Origin of the sequence: Phormidium pseudopriestleyi FRX01 (assembly GCF_017313335.1) — a bacterium.
GTDB lineage: Bacteria > Cyanobacteriota > Cyanobacteriia > Cyanobacteriales > Laspinemataceae > Laspinema > Laspinema pseudopriestleyi.
This window is the reverse complement of record NZ_JAFLQW010000492.1, coordinates 1-17242: the sequence shown is the minus strand read 5'-3', so window position 1 is coordinate 17242 and position 17242 is coordinate 1. Positions and strand designations below refer to the sequence as shown.

Annotated in this window: 11 protein-coding genes and 1 pseudogene; 8 read left to right on the top strand and 4 right to left on the bottom strand. The window is 47.6% G+C overall.

Annotation, left to right across the window (positions count from 1 at the left end; all coding sequences use genetic code 11):
- From J0895_RS18820 to J0895_RS18800, 5 genes and pseudogenes are all read left to right on the top strand, one after another.
- Window positions 1-187: pseudogene (locus J0895_RS18820) on the top strand (photosystem II q(b) protein); the annotation flags it as partial.
- Between the two features lie 356 nt (window positions 188-543).
- Window positions 544-4323, top strand: coding sequence for a PAS domain S-box protein (locus J0895_RS18815; protein ID WP_207089540.1), 3780 nt, complete (start codon window positions 544-546; stop codon window positions 4321-4323).
- A 229-nt stretch (window positions 4324-4552) separates the two neighbouring features.
- On the top strand, window positions 4553-5665 hold the full coding sequence (aroC, locus tag J0895_RS18810; protein WP_207089539.1) for a chorismate synthase: 1113 nt from the start codon (window positions 4553-4555) through the stop codon (window positions 5663-5665).
- Between the two features lie 121 nt (window positions 5666-5786).
- Window positions 5787-6659 carry an MBL fold metallo-hydrolase gene (locus tag J0895_RS18805; protein WP_207089538.1) on the top strand — a complete coding sequence of 291 codons (873 nt, stop codon included), beginning with the start codon at window positions 5787-5789 and terminating at the stop codon, window positions 6657-6659.
- A 446-nt stretch (window positions 6660-7105) separates the two neighbouring features.
- Window positions 7106-8953: a M48 family metallopeptidase gene (locus tag J0895_RS18800; protein ID WP_207089537.1), complete on the top strand. Its 1848-nt coding sequence runs from the start codon at window positions 7106-7108 to the stop codon at window positions 8951-8953.
- Between the two features lie 170 nt (window positions 8954-9123).
- Here the strand turns inward: J0895_RS18800 and J0895_RS18795 are convergent, their stop codons facing one another.
- Both J0895_RS18795 and J0895_RS18790 read right to left on the bottom strand, forming a co-directional pair.
- Window positions 9124-9816, bottom strand: a complete 693-nt coding sequence (locus tag J0895_RS18795) for an ATP-dependent Zn protease (protein WP_207089536.1) — start codon at window positions 9814-9816, stop codon at window positions 9124-9126.
- A gap of 63 nt (window positions 9817-9879) precedes the next feature.
- On the bottom strand, window positions 9880-10704 hold the full coding sequence (locus tag J0895_RS18790) for a M15 family metallopeptidase (protein WP_207089535.1): 825 nt from the start codon (window positions 10702-10704) through the stop codon (window positions 9880-9882).
- A 541-nt stretch (window positions 10705-11245) separates the two neighbouring features.
- Between J0895_RS18790 and J0895_RS18785 the strand changes: the two genes are divergently transcribed.
- The gene (locus tag J0895_RS18785) at window positions 11246-12217 is read left to right on the top strand and encodes an AEC family transporter (RefSeq protein ID WP_207089534.1); all 972 of its coding nucleotides are present in this window, start codon (window positions 11246-11248) and stop codon (window positions 12215-12217) included.
- A gap of 115 nt (window positions 12218-12332) precedes the next feature.
- On the opposite strand, the gene J0895_RS18780 is transcribed toward J0895_RS18785, so the two are convergent.
- On the bottom strand, window positions 12333-12854 hold the full coding sequence (locus tag J0895_RS18780; protein ID WP_207089533.1) for a phosphoribosyltransferase: 522 nt from the start codon (window positions 12852-12854) through the stop codon (window positions 12333-12335).
- 199 nt (window positions 12855-13053) lie between these two features.
- Between J0895_RS18780 and J0895_RS18775 the strand changes: the two genes are divergently transcribed.
- A complete protein-coding gene (locus J0895_RS18775) occupies window positions 13054-14487 on the top strand; it encodes an MFS transporter (RefSeq protein WP_207089532.1) in 1434 nt (477 codons plus the stop codon).
- Window positions 14488-14612: 125 nt separating this feature from the next.
- Window positions 14613-15290: a HEAT repeat domain-containing protein gene (locus tag J0895_RS18770; RefSeq protein WP_207089541.1), complete on the top strand. Its 678-nt coding sequence runs from the start codon at window positions 14613-14615 to the stop codon at window positions 15288-15290.
- A 719-nt stretch (window positions 15291-16009) separates the two neighbouring features.
- Here J0895_RS18770 and J0895_RS18765 read toward each other — a convergent pair.
- Window positions 16010-17170, bottom strand: coding sequence for a hypothetical protein (locus J0895_RS18765; RefSeq protein WP_207089531.1), 1161 nt, complete (start codon window positions 17168-17170; stop codon window positions 16010-16012).
- Window positions 17171-17242: the final 72 nt, after the last annotated feature.

Below are 17242 nucleotides of genomic sequence, written 5' to 3'. Positions count from 1 at the left end.
ATTTAACTTCAACCAGTCCATCATTGACTCTACGGGTCGTGTGGTCAATACCTGGGCTGATGTGATTAACCGGGCTAACCTGGGTATGGAAGTGATGCACGAGCGTAATGCTCACAACTTCCCCCTTGATTTGGCTGCTGGTGAAGCGACTCCGGTTGCTTTGACTGCTCCTGCTATCAATGGTTAAGTTTTAACTGAAGGTTCAGACTGACTCTATCCGCGACATTTAGTCAGTCTGTAACATAAAAAGCGTCCCTATACAGGGGCGCTTTTTTATTGGCTAAAAATAATGAGGGCGGTTTATATTGAGGGAAGTACGAGGGCGATCGCCGGTGATATGCAAATCCTGAGAATCTAGGGAAATTCCAGGGCATCAAAAGATAGGTGCGGTTGATCTACGGCGCCAACCGATCAGGTGAGTTTTTACAATTTGCGTGGGTTCTTGTCAAAAAAAGGGGCTGGAACGTGATCCGGAAATCAGGGGGGGTGTTGACAAAGTTAAGGGTTAGAGAAACGTCAAAGCATGGTGAGGGAGAGTGTGGCATGAGTCGGATTTTCGATGAAGTCCAAGAGGGAATTGTGTTGATCAATGCCGGGGGCGATCGCCTGGATTATTTGAACCCTGCGGCAGCCGAACTTTTCGGGGGAACTGTGGCGGGGTTTGAGAATCAGCCGGAGTTTTGGAGAGAGGGAATTGAACCGCAATGGCGATCGCAAGTAGTCCAAGCTTTAGTGCGAGTTTGGGAAACTGAGACGGTGGAGGTGAACTACTCCATTGTGGGGATTGATGGGCAACGGAGGGACTTGCACAGTAAATTTTGGGCGATCGCCGATGATCATGGGACTCCGGTTCGCATTGAAGGAACCATCAATGAACGTCGCCCACTGGAGGAATTTGAAACGGCGATCGCACAATGGTTCAACTTATCGGTGGATTTACTCTGTATTGCCGGGACGGACGGTTATTTTAAGCAATTAAATCCGATATGGGAAACGACATTAGGATATAGCACTGAGGAATTGCTTTCGACCTCATTTTTAGAGTTAGTACATCCCGAGGATTTCGCCTCAACCCTAGCAGAAGTCGAGAAACTCTCAGAAAGCAAAAACACCATTTATTTTGAAAATCGCTATCGTTGCCGAGATGGTTCCTATAAATGGATGGCTTGGACTGCTTCTAGTCCTGGAGGGGAACTCATCTATGCCGTTGCCCGGGACATTACCGATCGCAAACAGATGGCAGCGGAACAAGAGCGCTTACTTAATTTAGCACAAGAAAGCGAAACCCGATATCGCTCAGTTTTGAGTGCGATGAGTGAAGGGGTCGTTATGCAAGATGCCAACGGGATTATTTATACTTATAATCAAAGTGCCGAACGAATTCTCGGATTGAGTGCGGACCAGATGATGGGACGAACCTCCGTCGATCCGCGCTGGCGGGCCGTCAGAGAAGATGGTTCGCCATTTCCAGGGGAAGAATATCCACTTTCGGTGACTTTGCGGACTGGGGAGTCCTTTGGCGATCGCATCATGGGAATTTACAAACCTGATGGGAGCTTAACCTGGATTTTGGTGAATACAACTGCCTTGTTTCGCCCCAACGAAACCGAGCTTTATGCAGCAGTCTGTACCTTTACGGATATTAGCGATCGCATCTCTGCCGAAGCATTAGTGCGAGAAAGTGAGGCCAAATTCCGGGTGGCGTTTGAGCAGGCAGCAGTCGGGATTGCTCATGTGGGATTAGAGGGGAATTGGCTTGAGGTGAATCAAAAATTCTGTGATATCTTGGGGTACAGTCGGAAAGAGTTGTATAATCTGACTTATCAAGAAATTACCTATTCTGATGATGCCAGTTTTGATGTAGAAGCCGAAGCCCAGTTGTACGACCCAGCCATCAATACGGTTACCTTAGAAAAGCGATACCTGCATAAAAATGGGTCGCTCGTTTGGGTGAATATGACGGCTTCGATGATTAGAAATTCTGTGGGAGACTCCGAATATTTTCTGGCGGTTTTTGAGGATATTAGTGAGCGGAAACAAGTGGAGTTCAGTCTACAACAAAGCCAACGATTTTTAGAAGAAGCGCAACAAATCGCTCATGTTGGAAGCTGGGAGCTTGACGTACCAACGGGAAAAATAATTTGGTCCAAAGAATTATTTCGGATTTGCGATTTTGACTCGGAACAGCAAGAGCCTTCCTTGCCCAATTTTTTGCAAAAGCTTCCTCCCCAAGATGCCGAAGCACTGAAAAATCGGTTAGAAAAAGCGATCACCTTGGGAATTCCTTTTGAAATAGAGCATCAGATTCTTCACCAGAATGGGTCCGTCCGGTACGTCCAGGGAAAAGGGAAAGTTGATCAGAACTCTCAAGGGGAATTCGTGCGACTGTTTGGGACAGTTTTGGACATTACCACCCGCAAAAAAATCGAACACGAGTTACAAGAACGGGAGCAGTTTTTGCGGGCGATCTGGGAAGGAGTGGATTACAGTATTTTTGTTTTAGAAGTTTTAGAGGGCGGTGAATTTCGCTTTGCCGGGATTAATCCCCAAATGGCCCAAACTGCCCAAGTTCCAGTAGAACAAATGCTGGGAAAAACCTTGGCTGAAGCCTTGCCATTGGAGATGGCAGCCCTGTGGCGTCCTCGTTATCTCCAGTGCGTCCAGTTGAGGACAAACCTCTCTTTTGAGGAGCGTTTTGTGGCAGATGGAATCGAGAAGTGGTGGCTGATGACCCTGAGTCCCTTGCAGGATAGTAGCGATCGCATAGATCGAATTATTGCCACCACCATCGATATCAGCGATCGCAAACAAACCGAACTCGCATTGCAACACAGTGAAGCTCAATATCGAGAATTAGCCCAACGAGAAGCATTGCTGAATCGAATTGCCACGCAAATTAGAAACTCATTAGAATTGGATATCATTCTCGATAGTGTCGTCCAGGAAATCCAACAAGTCATGGAGGTTGACCGATGTCACTTCCTCTGGTATCGCCAGAACGGTAATCCCCCCTTTTGGGAAGTAGTTACAGAAGCCAAAAAACCCGGATTAAATTACATAATTGGCTGTTATAGTGTTGAAGAAGTCGGACCGATGGTCAACCAGTTATTAAATGGGAAAATTATCCAAGTTGATGATATTAGCTTGCTGAGTGATTCTATCCTACAGTCGTTTTTAATCACCCTCGGATATCAGGCGATGTTGGCATTGCCAATTCAGACTGAATCGGGGACAATCGGCGTGATTAACTGCGCTTGCCACGACGGAACCCGGGTTTGGCAGGCGGAGGATGTCGAACTGTTAGCAGCCGTCTGTGACCAACTGGCGATCGCTCTCAATCAAGCAGCATTATACACCAAAGCTCGGGAATCGGCCCAAATTGCCGAAGCGAAAAGCCAGGAGTTGCAACAAACGTTACAGGAACTCCAACGCACCCAAAGCCAATTAATTCAGACCGAAAAAATGTCATCATTGGGCCAACTGGTGGCGGGGGTTGCCCATGAAATTAATAATCCGGTGAATTTTATCTATGGAAATCTCAGCCATGCCGATGATTATATGCAAGATTTGTTGAATCTGGTAGAGCTTTATCGGACTCATTATCCACAGGCAAATCTGGAAATTGAGGAAGAAATAGAAAGAATTGATTTAGATTATTTAGTCGAAGATTTTCCGCAAATCCTCGCCTCCATGAAATTGGGCGCGAATCGCATTAAAGATATTGTGAAATCCCTGCGGACTTTTTCCCGGTTAGATGAATCAGACATGAAATCAGTGGATTTGCATGAAAATATTGATAGCACCTTGATGATTTTACAAAATCGACTGAAAGGCAAGAGCGATCGCCCGCCGATTCAGGTGATTAAGGAATACGGGACGATTCCGGAAATTAGCTGTTATGTCGGGCAGATTAATCAGGTGTTTATGAATGTTTTGGGGAATGCGATCGATGCGGTAGAAATGAAGGGAGAGGATTGGGTAAAGAATGAAACCGATACTCTCGTTCAGCCGCCGGTGCAATTGCCGAACCCATTAATTCGGATTACGACCACCCAGGTTGAGGGAAACCAAGTCAAAATTGCGATCGCCGATAATGGAATAGGCATGAAACCCGAAGCAATTAGCAAAATTTTTGACCCCTTTTATACCACAAAACCCATTGGCAAAGGCACCGGATTGGGATTAGCAATTAGTTATGAAATTATCGTCGAAAAACACCGGGGGACAATGCAGTGCCTTTCTGAAATCGGAAAAGGAACTGAGTTTATTATTCAAGTTCCCCTCGAACAGAACCTTAATCTGGGAAACCCAACTAAAGAATAAAACCGACTCTCAGAGTTCGGGTTAGATTGAGATCATAGCGCCTCTTGCCCCAGTTAGGCAGTTAGACTAAATCCCGTACTCGTAAGTCTGCAAAACCCTGGAGTGGAGGAAATTAGCCTCACCCAGCGGCCAATTCCAGTCTTTAATCCAGAGAAGGGGTAGACTGGGGCTAACGAAACGGTGCGGTTTCGGATAAAATATAAGTTCTAACGCCGTTTGAGCATCAATCATGGGAAACACTTTCGGGCATCTGTTTCGAGTCACCACATTTGGAGAATCCCACGGTGGGGGTGTAGGGGTCGTTATTGATGGATGCCCACCCCAACTCGACATTACCGAAGCAGAAATTCAAGTCGAACTAGACCGGCGAAGACCGGGACAGAGTAAAATTACCACACCGCGCAAAGAATTAGACACCTGCGAAATCGTCTCTGGGGTGTTTGAGGGGAAAACCCTAGGGACACCGATTAGTATCTTGGTGCGAAACAAGGATGTCCGGTCCCAGGATTATCACGAAATGACGGACACCTACCGTCCCTCTCATGCCGATGCCACTTATGATGCCAAATATGGGATCCGGAACTGGCAAGGGGGAGGGCGATCGTCGGCGCGAGAGACAATTGGTAGAGTTGCTGCTGGTGCGATCGCCAAAAAAATCCTCCACCAAGTCGCCGGAGTCGAAATCGTCGGCTATGTTAAGCGCATCAAAGACTTAGAAGGCATCATCGACCCCAACCAAGTCACCCTCGCCCAAGTCGAGAGCAATATCGTCCGTTGTCCCGACTCGGAATGTGCCGATCGCATGATTGAACTCATCGAACGAATTGGCAGGGAAGGGGATTCCACAGGTGGCGTCGTCGAATGCGTGGCGCGTCACGTTCCCAAAGGTTTGGGAATGCCCGTTTTTGACAAACTCGAAGCAGATCTTGCCAAAAGCGTGATGTCTCTGCCTGCCAGTAAAGGATTTGAAATCGGGTCCGGATTTGCCGGGACCCTGATGACAGGTAGCCAGCATAATGACGAATTTTATACCGATGAAGACGGAGAGATTCGCACCCGAACCAATCGTTCTGGCGGGATTCAAGGCGGAATTTCCAACGGAGAAAATATTATTATTCGAGTTGCCTTTAAACCAACTGCTACAATTCGCAAAGAACAGCGCACCGTAAACAGCTTAGGCGAAGAAACCATCTTAGCAGCTAAAGGACGGCATGACCCCTGTGTGTTACCTAGAGCCGTACCAATGGTAGAAGCAATGATGGCTTTAGTGCTTTGTGACCATCTCCTGCGCCATCAGGGTCAAACTGGCACATTCAGACCAAAACTCGGTCAAGCGGGGTAATCCTTACCCAATTAACGGGTTAGATTGAGACATCGGGCGATCGCCATCCGTTTTCCCGATCCCATCATTGACACACTTAAATTAATTCCACTTGTTCAACTACAAAACCGTAAGAGCCTGTATGGAAACGAACCCTTCCTCTGAGTTTGTTGTTCAATTCTGGGGCGTTCGCGGAAGTATTCCGACCCCCGGAAAGGACACTGTTCGCTACGGCGGCAATACCTCCTGTGTGGAAATGCGAATTGGTGGAAAACGCCTGATTTTTGATGCCGGTACCGGATTGCAGGTTTTAGGACAAACCTTGCAACAAGAAATGCCCATCGAAGCCTATATGTTTTTCACCCACTACCACTGGGATCACATCCAGGGATTTCCCTTTTTTACCCCCGCATTTATTCGGGGAAATAGTCTGCATATTCATGGCGCCGTTCCCCTAGATGCCGAATCTATGGAACAGCATTTTGTAGAAAGAATTCTCCATCCCAATTCTCCCGTTCCCCTAGAAGGAATGCAGGCGAATTTGAAATTTTCAGAAATGATTTGTGGTGAACCTTTTCATGTAGATGACATCTATTTTGAAACTGGACCTTTAAATCATCCTAATAGTGCAATGGGCTATCGAGTCACCTATAAGGGTCATACAGTATTTTACTGTACGGATACCGAACATTTTCCCGATCGCATGGATGAAACCGTACTCCACATGGCCCGCAATGCGGACTTGTTGATTTACGATGCCATGTACAGTGATGATGAATATAATAATCCCAAATCCCCCAAACATGGCTGGGGACATTCCACCTGGCAGGAAGCCGTTAAAGTTGCCAAAGCTGCTGGAGTGAAAAAACTGGTGATTTTCCACCATGACCCCAGTCACAATGATGCTTTTCTCGATAAATTGGATGGGGATGTTAAAGAAGCATTTCCCAACTCCGTTCTCGCTCGGGAAGGATTGGTTTTAGATGTCTGCGAATCCGTTCTAGCTGCTGTGTAAAATCCCCGGTTAGCTAGAATGCAAGCAAAGTGGGGGATTGTTCTCTAATCTCCCTTGACTCATTCACAAAAGATATGGGGCATTTTGACAACAATTCCTTCTCTATTTTAGGCGAGGGAATTTTATTAAGCAACTGCCTATAGCATACCGAGTTAAAGTGTATTTACAGGAATCAAGCTATCCCTGCGCCGGATAAACTTTTTCAAATAGACTTTCATAAACTGGATTGAGTATCAAATGAGGCTGCCCTAAATTAACTCAATCTTGAGAATTTAATCCGCTTTTACCTCCCAGTTATATCCCGCTTCAATTCAGGCAACTTAAAATAAACTGATAACCCTTTTACCCGTTCCTAAATTTTATCTCTACAATAGGAAGCAGTATCACAGCGAAACTTGACCCCTGCTCCAACAGTCTTCCCTCAAAATTAACCCTAGGTTGCTCAGATGAAACTCCTCTGGAATTCCTGGCTCATTACCCTTAGCTTGGTACTCCCCATTGCAACACCTGCACTTGCGGAGTTACCCATTTCATCCTCCTCTCGATTAGCGCAAGCTGACACCGAAACCCGATCCACCTTACCTTCCAGTGAAGCAACCCCTGAAACAGCATCGGAGGATCCGCCATTAGAGGAAGAAAACCCAGAATCTCCTAGCGGCGAAACCTCTGAGGAAACAGACGATCTGCCATTGGATGAAGAGAACCCGGAATCTCCTAGCGCCGAAACCTCCGATGAGGCAGAAGAGACGGAGGAAGCAGAAGCTACTTTAGATCCAGAAGAAGCGGCACAACTAGCGGAAAGACGCCGCCATTTGGAACGGTTGGCAGAAGCCGATCGCCTGTTTGTCGCCGGAGATATTGCTGCGGCAGAGGCTATTTATCAGGAAGTGAAACCGCCCTTTTCCGCCAATGGCAAGCAAGCGGCAATTTCCACCCTCCCCGAACCCATCACCGATTCTGAACAACTGTCTCCTGCCTCTGGGGTGTACTGGCGCGAAGCACAAGCGGGATGGGAAAATCAACTAGAATCTCGGATCTTCGTTCCCCTAGAATTCCTCGTGGAAGCTTCACCGGAATTTCTACCGGGACATTTATTACTCGCCGAAGCTTACACCGCCTACGAACAACCGGAAAAAGCCGTCGAAGTCTTAGAAAGAGCCACTACTTTTTATCCCAATAATCCTGAATTGTTGCGGGTGAAAATTGCCGCCCTTGCTGCCACGGAACAATGGCTAGAAGCATCCATCGCCGCCCGCCAATTTGCCATTCTCAACCCCGATCATCCCGATGCTGAAGAATTTGCCAATTTAGCCGAAGACAACTTTGGTAAATTTCGCGGATACATTCGGAAACAGATCGCGGGAAATGCGATCGGAAATGTCGTAACAGGTGCGATCGGTGTTGCCTTAACGGGCAATCCTCTCGGTGCATTGTCTGCGGTTGAAACCTTAGTCATGTTAGCCCGAGGAGAATCGGCGATCGGCAGAAGTATCGCCAATCAAGCCGTCGAAGAGTTAGAAATGGTCGAAGATGAAGAAGTTGTCGCCTACGTCCAAGAACTTGGAGAAAGACTCTCCAAACTATCGGGACGAGATGATTTTGAGTATGAATTTTATGTCATTAAAGATAAAAATCTCAACGCCTTTGCCCTCCCCGGAGGTAAAATCTTCGTCAATGCCGGTGCCATTCTCCACAGTGATACCGAAGCCGAATTAGCCGGATTAATCACCCACGAACTCGCTCATGCAGTCCTGTCTCACGGCTTTCAAATGGTGACTCATGGCAATTTAATCGGCAACATGGCAAGGTATATACCCTTCGGTGGCACATTAGCCAATCTCTTAGTGCTTGACTATAGCCGGGATATGGAACAACAAGCCGATGTACTCGGCACAAGATTACTCACTTCTGCCGGTTATTCTGCCGATGGATTGCGAAATTTGATGGTGAAACTCAAAGAACAATATGGCGAAGGAAGTTCCTTTTGGAAATTCATGTCCTCTCATCCCCCCACAAAAGAACGGATTGCCGATCTCGAAACCCTGATTGAACGAGGGGGTTATAATCGGTTTGCCTATGAAGGGGTAGAAAGACATCAAGAAATGCGTCAACGTGTGGCTCAATTGCTCAGAGAAGAACTTTCTGAGGAAGATTTAGTCAAGCTAGATATTGAATTGGAGGAGGTTGAAATTGAAGAAACTGAAGGGGAAAAGTTAGATTCTGATGAGGATGAAGTGAACCCGGAAGGGGAAGAGTTAGACTCCGATGAACAGGAAGAACCAGAGGAGGAATAAGGATAAATTTTCCGAAGTTCGTAGTAGGGTGGGCACTGCCCACCTTACTCCTTTCGGTGGGCAGTGCCCACCCTACAATTGCTCTCTCAGCACTAAAGTGACTGAGTTTCCCGCATACCATGAGGTCTTATGATTTGTTTATCCGTTAATTAGAATTAAATAGCTTCATTTTATTCTGCTTTGATTGGAATATGATTGCCTAAAATTTGATAACACTCACTCACTGCTAATCGCTGTTCCATTGCGGTGACTAAGGCTTGATAGGCATCTAAATGGGATTCTATAAGGGTTTTGGCTTGCAAAATTGCCCACCGTTCCTTGAGTTGAGCATCGGTGGCAGATTTGCGGTTTTGAGCCAAAATTGCTTTTAATTTTGTTCTATCTTCTGCACCACCTTCGGCTCGATCGCCGGTTAAGGTTTCAGCGGCAATGCCTGCCATCCAGACGATGCAGTATCGGTCAAATAATTGGGCAGAAAGACTGCCTTGTTGGAGTTCTGTGAGGAGTTCTTGATCGTCAAATTGTACCCCACCGCCAGCGGATTGGCCTTGTTTAAAGGCTTCCCAGGCATTTAAGGCATAGCTGGTGATGGGAATTCCTAATAAGTAGGCAACTAAAAAATGTCCGGCTTCATGACGCACAACTCGCGATCGGTGATCTTCGGACATTCCGGCAAAGACATCAACGATGAGGTTAGCACCTTTTCCTTGCCAACCGAGAGTATCTAGGGTAAAAAATCCTAATAGACTGGCGGTGGCGATCGCCCCAATTAGAGGAGATAGCTCTAGGATAGGTCCGAGCAATACCGAAAAGGTCATCAAAAAAACCGAAATTGCAACCAGATTAAGCGCTGTTTGACTCATGATTTAGGGGTCAAGATGGGGAGGAGCAACAGTTCAGGAGCATGAAAGCAACGGAAAATTCAGTTAGGGTTGAGTCTCTTCGACTTCCTGGGTTCGGGCTTTATAAAAGGTTTCCAGACTGTCGCGATCGCCGACAAATCTCCAATGCCAGGGTTCATAACTCACTCCTTGAGTATTTCCTTTCCGAAAGGATAGCTCAAAACTATAATAGGCCGCATTCTCTTTCATCCATTGGAAGGCGGGGGTATTTTCAAAGTTCGGACTCAAATCCGTTGCGGGAATATTGGCATCTCCAATATCGACCGCATACCCGGTATGGTGTTCGCTGTACCCTGGAGGTGCGCTAACTTCGGCGCGTTCCATTGCCACCTGTCCCCGTTGCGCTTTTACCTCGAAAAACAAATATTTCTGGTCTTCCTCGCTGCGAAATCCCGAAATTGGCACGAGATAGACTCCTTGCGATCGCGCCGCCTCTTTCATCTCCAAAAACGCTCTAGCTGCTCCTTGGCGCATCAGGAGCCTACCATCACTGGAAATCGGCTGAAGGTCTTCGGGAGGGGCTTCTTGATAGGGTAAGTGACCCAGTAACGTCTCTGTTGTCGTGGCATTTGGGTCCGTAGTGGCATTAGGGTCCTGGGCGTCAGTTTGCTCAGTTTGAGCCACCTCCGAGTTATTCAGGAGTCCCAGCATTCCCCCTTGCCATGCCACCAGGACCCCGGCGACTAGGGCGACTGTCCCAGCAATCACAGCAATTACAATCCATTTGACCGATTTGGACCCCTGAACAGCAGAAACGTTCTCGGAGGTATCTCTAACCGCTTGAGGAATGTCCTCCCCCGTAAATGTCGAGGTTTTCGACGCTTGTCCCGACACAGTTGCCTTATTCAATGACTCGACTCCTAAAGATTGACTCGGATTGCCTAAACTATGATAATGAACGGATGGGGAAGCAGTGATGGATCTTTGGATGGAGGATCCGATCCCTTCATGGGTTAAGCTTCCCTCTCCCCTACGGAGTTAAAAAGCATTCTACCGAATCCTTGTAGATCGGGACCGACTTAGATGAGTCAGCCGGTTTATGCATCGGCTTCTTCAGGAGGTTCCCGAGTTAGGCCCTGGACCTCAGAGGCGATCGCCCTCAACCCCCTCAATCCCTAGCTTTATTTTAAAGCTTACAAAACTTATTGAAAAAATTTCCCCCATTTAGAGTCAAGTGCTACGGACTGAACCCTCAGTTCTATGGCAAGATTAATCACAAATTGCTCCATCATTATGCTCTTAATTTCACCGTTGAGAGTCGTGATTGTAGCGTTTGAATTGGGACGTGCTACGGCACTGTTATCCCGCCCATTGAGACGAATTTAAAACACTCGTTTGAATCCGGGAATAACCCCCAACTCAATGAAAACTAATCCTCCCTTAAATTATTATGCTCGTTCTGGGAATTCACATCCTAAAACTGTACCTCCAACTCGGGGGATTAGCGTTATTGGGCTTTATTCTAGGTCGGCTGCTGCCTCCTAAAATCCCAGTCTATATCGGTAAATTTCTGTTTTGGATTGGCGTTCCCGTGGGGGTCATCGCCTTCGTGCGCCGCTCAGATTTGTCGGGTTCTATATGGTTAGCACCGGCGATCGCCTGGGTGGCAATTCTACTTGGAGCCGGACTTAGCTGGATCTGGCTCAGGAGTAAAACCAATCCCGGTTCTAATTCCCTAGAGACGGCGCAATCATCCCAATGGTCCCATCTACCCACTCAAGGCAGTTTTGTCCTCTCGGCAATGGTCGGTAATACCGGCTTTATTGGCTATCCTGTCACCTTGGCATTAGTGGGAGAACAATATTTTGCCTGGGCGCTATTTTATGATTTGTTAGGTACGGTAATCGGCGCTTATGGCTTAGGTGCCATATTAGCGGCGCGGTTTGGAGAGGGGTCGAAAAGTTACAAACAGTTTATCCATGCAATCGTTTACAATCCCACCCTGTGGAGTTTAGGGTTGGGGTTATTGGTGCGAGATATTCCCCTACCGCCGTTATTGGAAAACAGTTTACAACGGTTTGCTTGGAGTGCGATCGCCTTGTCTCTGATTCTCTGTGGCATGAGACTGAGCCAATTACATTCCTGGCGTAGTCTCAAACCCGCCTCGGTGAGTCTCGTGATTAAAATGCTCATTGTGCCATTATTCCTCGGCATCATCCTGTCTTTCTGGGGACTCGATCGCCCTGCACTGCTGATTCTAGTCTTACAAATGGCAATGCCTCCAGCCTTTGCCACCCTAGTCCTCGCAGAAACCTACAATCTCGATCGCGATTTAGCCGTGACTGCCTTGGGACTCGGTTCCGTTTGCTTATTAGTCACCCTACCCTTATGGGTTTTAATGTTTGGAATTCCCACGGTTTAAGCTAAAACCAACTCTCCCTAACTGTAGGGTTGAAAATACGAATTGACCCTACAATTCAAGGGAATGCCTCAGCCAAATTCCCGGAAAATTTCCGCCCTAAATTCGTGATTGTAGATTAACTTGCCACGGTTTGATAACTCTGAGCGAGTTGCTCCGGGGTGATTTGTTCATACCCTTCAAACGGTTGATGAATCCAGGGATTATCCGTCAGGTAATCCACATAATAATCCGGTTGAATATCCGAACAAGCTTTATACCAGAGGACTGCGGTGCGAATCTCCTGAATCTGATTTTCATAGTGGCAATTCAGCCAATGTTTGGTTTCTTTTAGAGAAATTCCCGTATCTACCAGGTCATCTACCAATAAGACATGAGGGCCGAGGGTATCGCCGATCGCCGTTAAGTGGCGGGCAATCTTTAAGGATCCTCGGTGCTGGCCGTTAGCACCCTCATAAGAGGCGGTGGATAAAATTCCTAAAGGGCGATCGTAAATCCGGGCAAGGATATCCCCAACCCGCAGTCCGCCTTTGGCAATGCAAACGATCTGGTCAAAATGCCAATTTGACTGATAAATTTGGACCACAAGCTGCTCTATTTTTTGGTGGTACTCGGACCAACCGATATGAAGGTCACGCATGAAGGCAATTTTTCCAACAGTAGCAACAGGAATCAAGAATAAAGGTAATAGACAACGATAGCATAAAATTTACGAGCTGTATCGTATGCCACAATACAGAAAAGCGCCGCTGAAATTTGTATCTTCACGGGCGCTTGTTGTCCTCCTCCAGTAATTGCGGTAATCCTGCCACGCTCTTTCCCCGGAAAAAACCAAGTCAATGAATCACTCGTCCCCTAACGATCCCACTTCTGACCTATCCCAGCCCGAAAAACTTAGTTTATCCACAAAACTCGCTTATGGCGCTGGAGATATGGGGGCTGGAATCACCACAATTTTAATCTCGTTTACCCTCCTGTTTTTTTTAACTGAGGTTGCGGGTTTAGACACCGGATTGGCAGCAACGGTCCTGATGTTTGGTAAAGTCTGGGATGCTATCAATGACCCGGTGATTGGGATGTTGAGCGATCGCACTCGGTCTCGCTGGGGACGCCGGCGATCGTGGATGCTCTTTGGCTCCTTGCCCTTTGGTCTGTCTTTTTTCCTTTATTGGTTAGTCCCTCACTTCAGTGCCGACCCCGACGTGAATAAGTGGGCGCTGTTTGCCTATTACATCCTAGTGAGTATCTTTTTCCAAACCGCTTACACCGCAGTTAATCTCCCTTATACAGCCCTCACGCCCGAACTCACTCATGACTACGACGAACGCACCAGTCTCAACAGCTTTCGGTTTGCCTTCTCCATTGGTGGGAGTATCTTAGCTCTCATTTTGGGTGTGGTCTTGACTCAACTAATTCCTGACGAGAGCGCGAGGTATGTCATCCTAGGCGGCATTTGTGCGCTTCTTTCCATGCTTTCCCTCTATTGGTGCATCTTCGGAGTCCAGGAACGGTATCAAACCCCATCAGAACCCACCAGTTTATCCCTAATTTCTCAATTTAAAATTGCCCTGAGCAATCGTCCGTTTCAGTTTGTGATTGGGATTTATCTGTTTTCTTGGTTAGCTTTGCAATTAACCACTGCAGTTATTCCCTATTTTGTCGTGAGTTGGATGCGGCGAGATTCATTTTTTGAAGTAGCCTTAATTGTCCAAATTGTGGCGATGATTATGTTATTTGTCTGGAGCGCCCTTAGCAAACTTTGGGGGAGGAAAGCTGTTTATTTTATCAGCATGGGTTTTTGGATTACGGCTCAGGTTGGACTGTTTTTTTTACCTCGCGATCGCACGGATTTTATGTTCTTTCTCGCCGCCCTAGCTGGTGTGGGAGTGGCAACGGCTTATCTGATTCCTTGGTCCATGCTCACCGATGTGATTGATTTAGATGAATTAAATACCGGCCAGCGTCGGGAAGGCATCTTCTATTCCTGTATGGTCTTTTTACAAAAGCTCGGCTTAGGTTTGGGGATTTTCTTCGTAGGACAAACTCTCAACTGGTCAGGGTTTCTGGCATCCGAGGGGAGTACCACGATTCGCGAACAACCGGAGTCGGCTTTGTTTGCCATTCGCATGGTAATCGGGCCTCTACCGACCCTGTTTTTAATCGGGGGTTTAATTTTGGTTTATTTTTATCCCCTCTCTCGGGAAGTTCATGCATCGATTTTATTGCAGCTTTATGAACGGAAGCATCAGGGTTCTGTCAAGGATGCCGAATAAACCAGTGAGGTGGCGATCGCCGGTTCGGAAATCCCTCCCTGAAGAGGGCCGATTTTCTCCCGAGCATTCGGTCCTCGCTCTATAATAAAAAAGTGAATGTAAACTTTTGTAAATTTCCTGAATCTATGTCCCTGTTAAGTTTAGAAGAAATAGCCGTCAAGTTAGACAGTGAAAATTCCGCCGATCGCATGGTAGGCTTGGCTTCCTTGCGGAATGTCCCGGCAGCGGATGCCTTCCCCTTTATCGAAAAACTCCTCAATGATGAGAACCTGCAAGTGCGATCGATGGCCGTCTTTGCCTTGGGCATTAAAGCAACTGCACAATCCTTTCCCATTCTGGTAAAAATCCTCGAAGGCGAACCGGATTACAGCATTCGTGCCGGTGCAGCCGGGGCCTTGGGATATCTCGAAGACGAAAGAGCCTTTGAACCCCTGGTGCGCGCCTTCTATGAGGATACCGATTGGCTGGTTCGCTTTAGTGCAGCAGTCTCCCTGGGAAATCTCAAGGACCTTCGGGCGCAGGATGTGTTGCTCAATGCCTTGGATAGCGAGGAAATCGTCTTGCAACAAGCGGCGATCGCCGCCCTTGGGGAAATTAAATGTATTGAAGCCGTCGATCGCCTCTTGCATTTCGTCCAGTCCAAGGATTGGCTGGTGCGTCAGCGCCTCGCCGAAGCCCTCGGACATCTCCCCAGTGAAAAAAGCATATCCGCCCTCAAATACATGGCAAAAGATAGTCATTTCCAAGTTTCTGAAGCAGCAACCCTCTCTCTGCAACGATTAGCCGATGCAACTGCTCTTTAATCAGGGCGATCGACAAATTAAACTCTCTATAGGGAATTCCTAAATCCGTTGTGGAATGCCCTCACCCCCAACATAAGGCGGCCCAAAGGGGGAGAGGGGTGCAAGAGAGGGCATAAATCATTTAGGAATGCTATATATAGCGACCCTAAATCATTTTGACAATGGATCCAAGCCCGAGACCCTAGGAGTGCGTTGGCGCCGCAAGTGCGGAACGCACAAACATCTTGCTCGCTTTCTTTATGTCAAATTCATTTAGACGCGCTATAGCGACCCTAAATGAATTTGACAATCGCTCCATGCTTCCTAACCTTGGAGTGCGAGCATCTTGCTCGCTATTTCTATGCCAGAATAATTTAGACGCGCTATATAGCCAGTCTTGCAGCAGTTTGACACCTCACCCCCGTCCCCTCTCCCGTCTTGGGAGAGGGGTTGGGGGCCGCCGACGTCCATTCGCAAAATCATTTAGGGTATTCCAAAAAATAAATCATTCCTATTCAGTTTTTAAAGGAGTAGGGTGGGCATTGCCCACATAGCTGTAGGGTGGGCAATGCCCACCCTACAATTGCTATTTTATTTTTTGGAGTTCCCTGAGACGCGCTCTATATAGGTCGTTTCCCAGCAGTCGGACCCTAGAATTGAGGAGTGGGAGCATCTTGCTCCCGACTACTCAAGTAGAGCAAGATGCTCCCATTCTCTAAAACCCATCTAAAACTAACCCTTTAAAAATGGCGAGAATTAGAGGAAGAATTCCCTTCAAAATCCTGAATAAAATGAGAGATAGCCGAGACTAAATTAGTGTAAAGCATCCCATCGGAAGCCCGGTAACCGCGACCACTCCATCCCGGCAATTCCAGAGTCTCCGCCAACTGACCAAAGTCCGAGGCGATCGCCCCGGTTTCCTCAGCCACTTGCGATTCCTCTGCCTGGATTCCCCCTTGACGATAGCGCTGGAGTTCCTCCTCTTGCTGGGCCACCTTTTGGGTCATCCGGTCCAACTTTTCCACCAAAGGCTGATAGGCTTTTTCTAAGTCCGCATTCACCACCTTGGCAGCTTCCTCATTAAAGGTATTTTCCCAGCTTTCTTGTCTAGACTGTTCTAAGGCAGCCTCTAAATCCGCAATTCGTTCATCCTTGAGTTGATTCTCCCCATGCAACTGAGCAATTCCTGCTAGTTCTGCCTGTTTTTGTTCCAATTCGTCAGCAAGTTCGGCATTTTTAGTCACGAGTTCTTCCCGCACTTCCTGCGCTGCTGCGACTTCCGTTTTCGCGGCCAGCAATCCCGCATCCCGCGCCTTGCGAAATTCCGCCTGTACTCGGTCCTGGAGTTCTTGCTCTAACTGAATTCGTAAGGTGGCCAGTTCTTGGTCCTTTTGGGCGATCGCCTCCGCGATTTTCCGGTCTACCTCTTCTTGGCTAAACCTTTTGGGGGTTGGTTTGCGGGCGATCGCCGGTTTGCCGGTGCGTTCCGTGCGGACCCGTTGTCTAATCATCGTGGCACTGGGGCGATCGCCGTCCGTTAAAATCTTTTCCGCAAGGCGATCGGACCCCCCACTCAGGGCCGCTAAGGCTGAAATACTCCATCCCGCCATCTGGTCAATCCGGTGGGGAATCCGCTGCACCAATTCCGCCACCTTGATTAAGTTTCTAGCGAGATATTCCGACCCGTCAAAATAGCGATCGAGCCAGACTTTAAATAGGTCTTTTCCCAAACGCTGCCTCGTTGCGAGCAAATCGCACCCGTTCTCAATCTGCTGAATGGTCCCGGTTTTGATGCGATCGCGGATCCGGGATACCACCGCCTCTGCCGCTTCTACTACATTTGCGGGTAAATTTCCATAATCTAGGGTATATGGGTTGATACTTTCCGTCGTTTGTGTCATAATTGTCCTTAATTCTTATTGTCCTGAACGGTTCTGGGTAGTCCTTAACTGTTGTGGGTAGTCCTTAACTGT

Coding starts and splice junctions, on each gene's coding strand:
- J0895_RS18815 (WP_207089540.1), top strand. CDS start 544: ATGAGTCGGATTTTCGATGAAGTCCAAGAGGGAATTGTGTTGATCAAT.
- aroC (WP_207089539.1), top strand. CDS start 4,553: ATGGGAAACACTTTCGGGCATCTGTTTCGAGTCACCACATTTGGAGAA.
- J0895_RS18805 (WP_207089538.1), top strand. CDS start 5,787: ATGGAAACGAACCCTTCCTCTGAGTTTGTTGTTCAATTCTGGGGCGTT.
- J0895_RS18800 (WP_207089537.1), top strand. CDS start 7,106: ATGAAACTCCTCTGGAATTCCTGGCTCATTACCCTTAGCTTGGTACTC.
- J0895_RS18795 (WP_207089536.1), bottom strand. CDS start 9,816: ATGAGTCAAACAGCGCTTAATCTGGTTGCAATTTCGGTTTTTTTGATG.
- J0895_RS18785 (WP_207089534.1), top strand. CDS start 11,246: ATGCTCGTTCTGGGAATTCACATCCTAAAACTGTACCTCCAACTCGGG.
- J0895_RS18780 (WP_207089533.1), bottom strand. CDS start 12,854: ATGCGTGACCTTCATATCGGTTGGTCCGAGTACCACCAAAAAATAGAG.
- J0895_RS18775 (WP_207089532.1), top strand. CDS start 13,054: ATGAATCACTCGTCCCCTAACGATCCCACTTCTGACCTATCCCAGCCC.
- J0895_RS18770 (WP_207089541.1), top strand. CDS start 14,613: ATGTCCCTGTTAAGTTTAGAAGAAATAGCCGTCAAGTTAGACAGTGAA.
- J0895_RS18765 (WP_207089531.1), bottom strand. CDS start 17,170: ATGACACAAACGACGGAAAGTATCAACCCATATACCCTAGATTATGGA.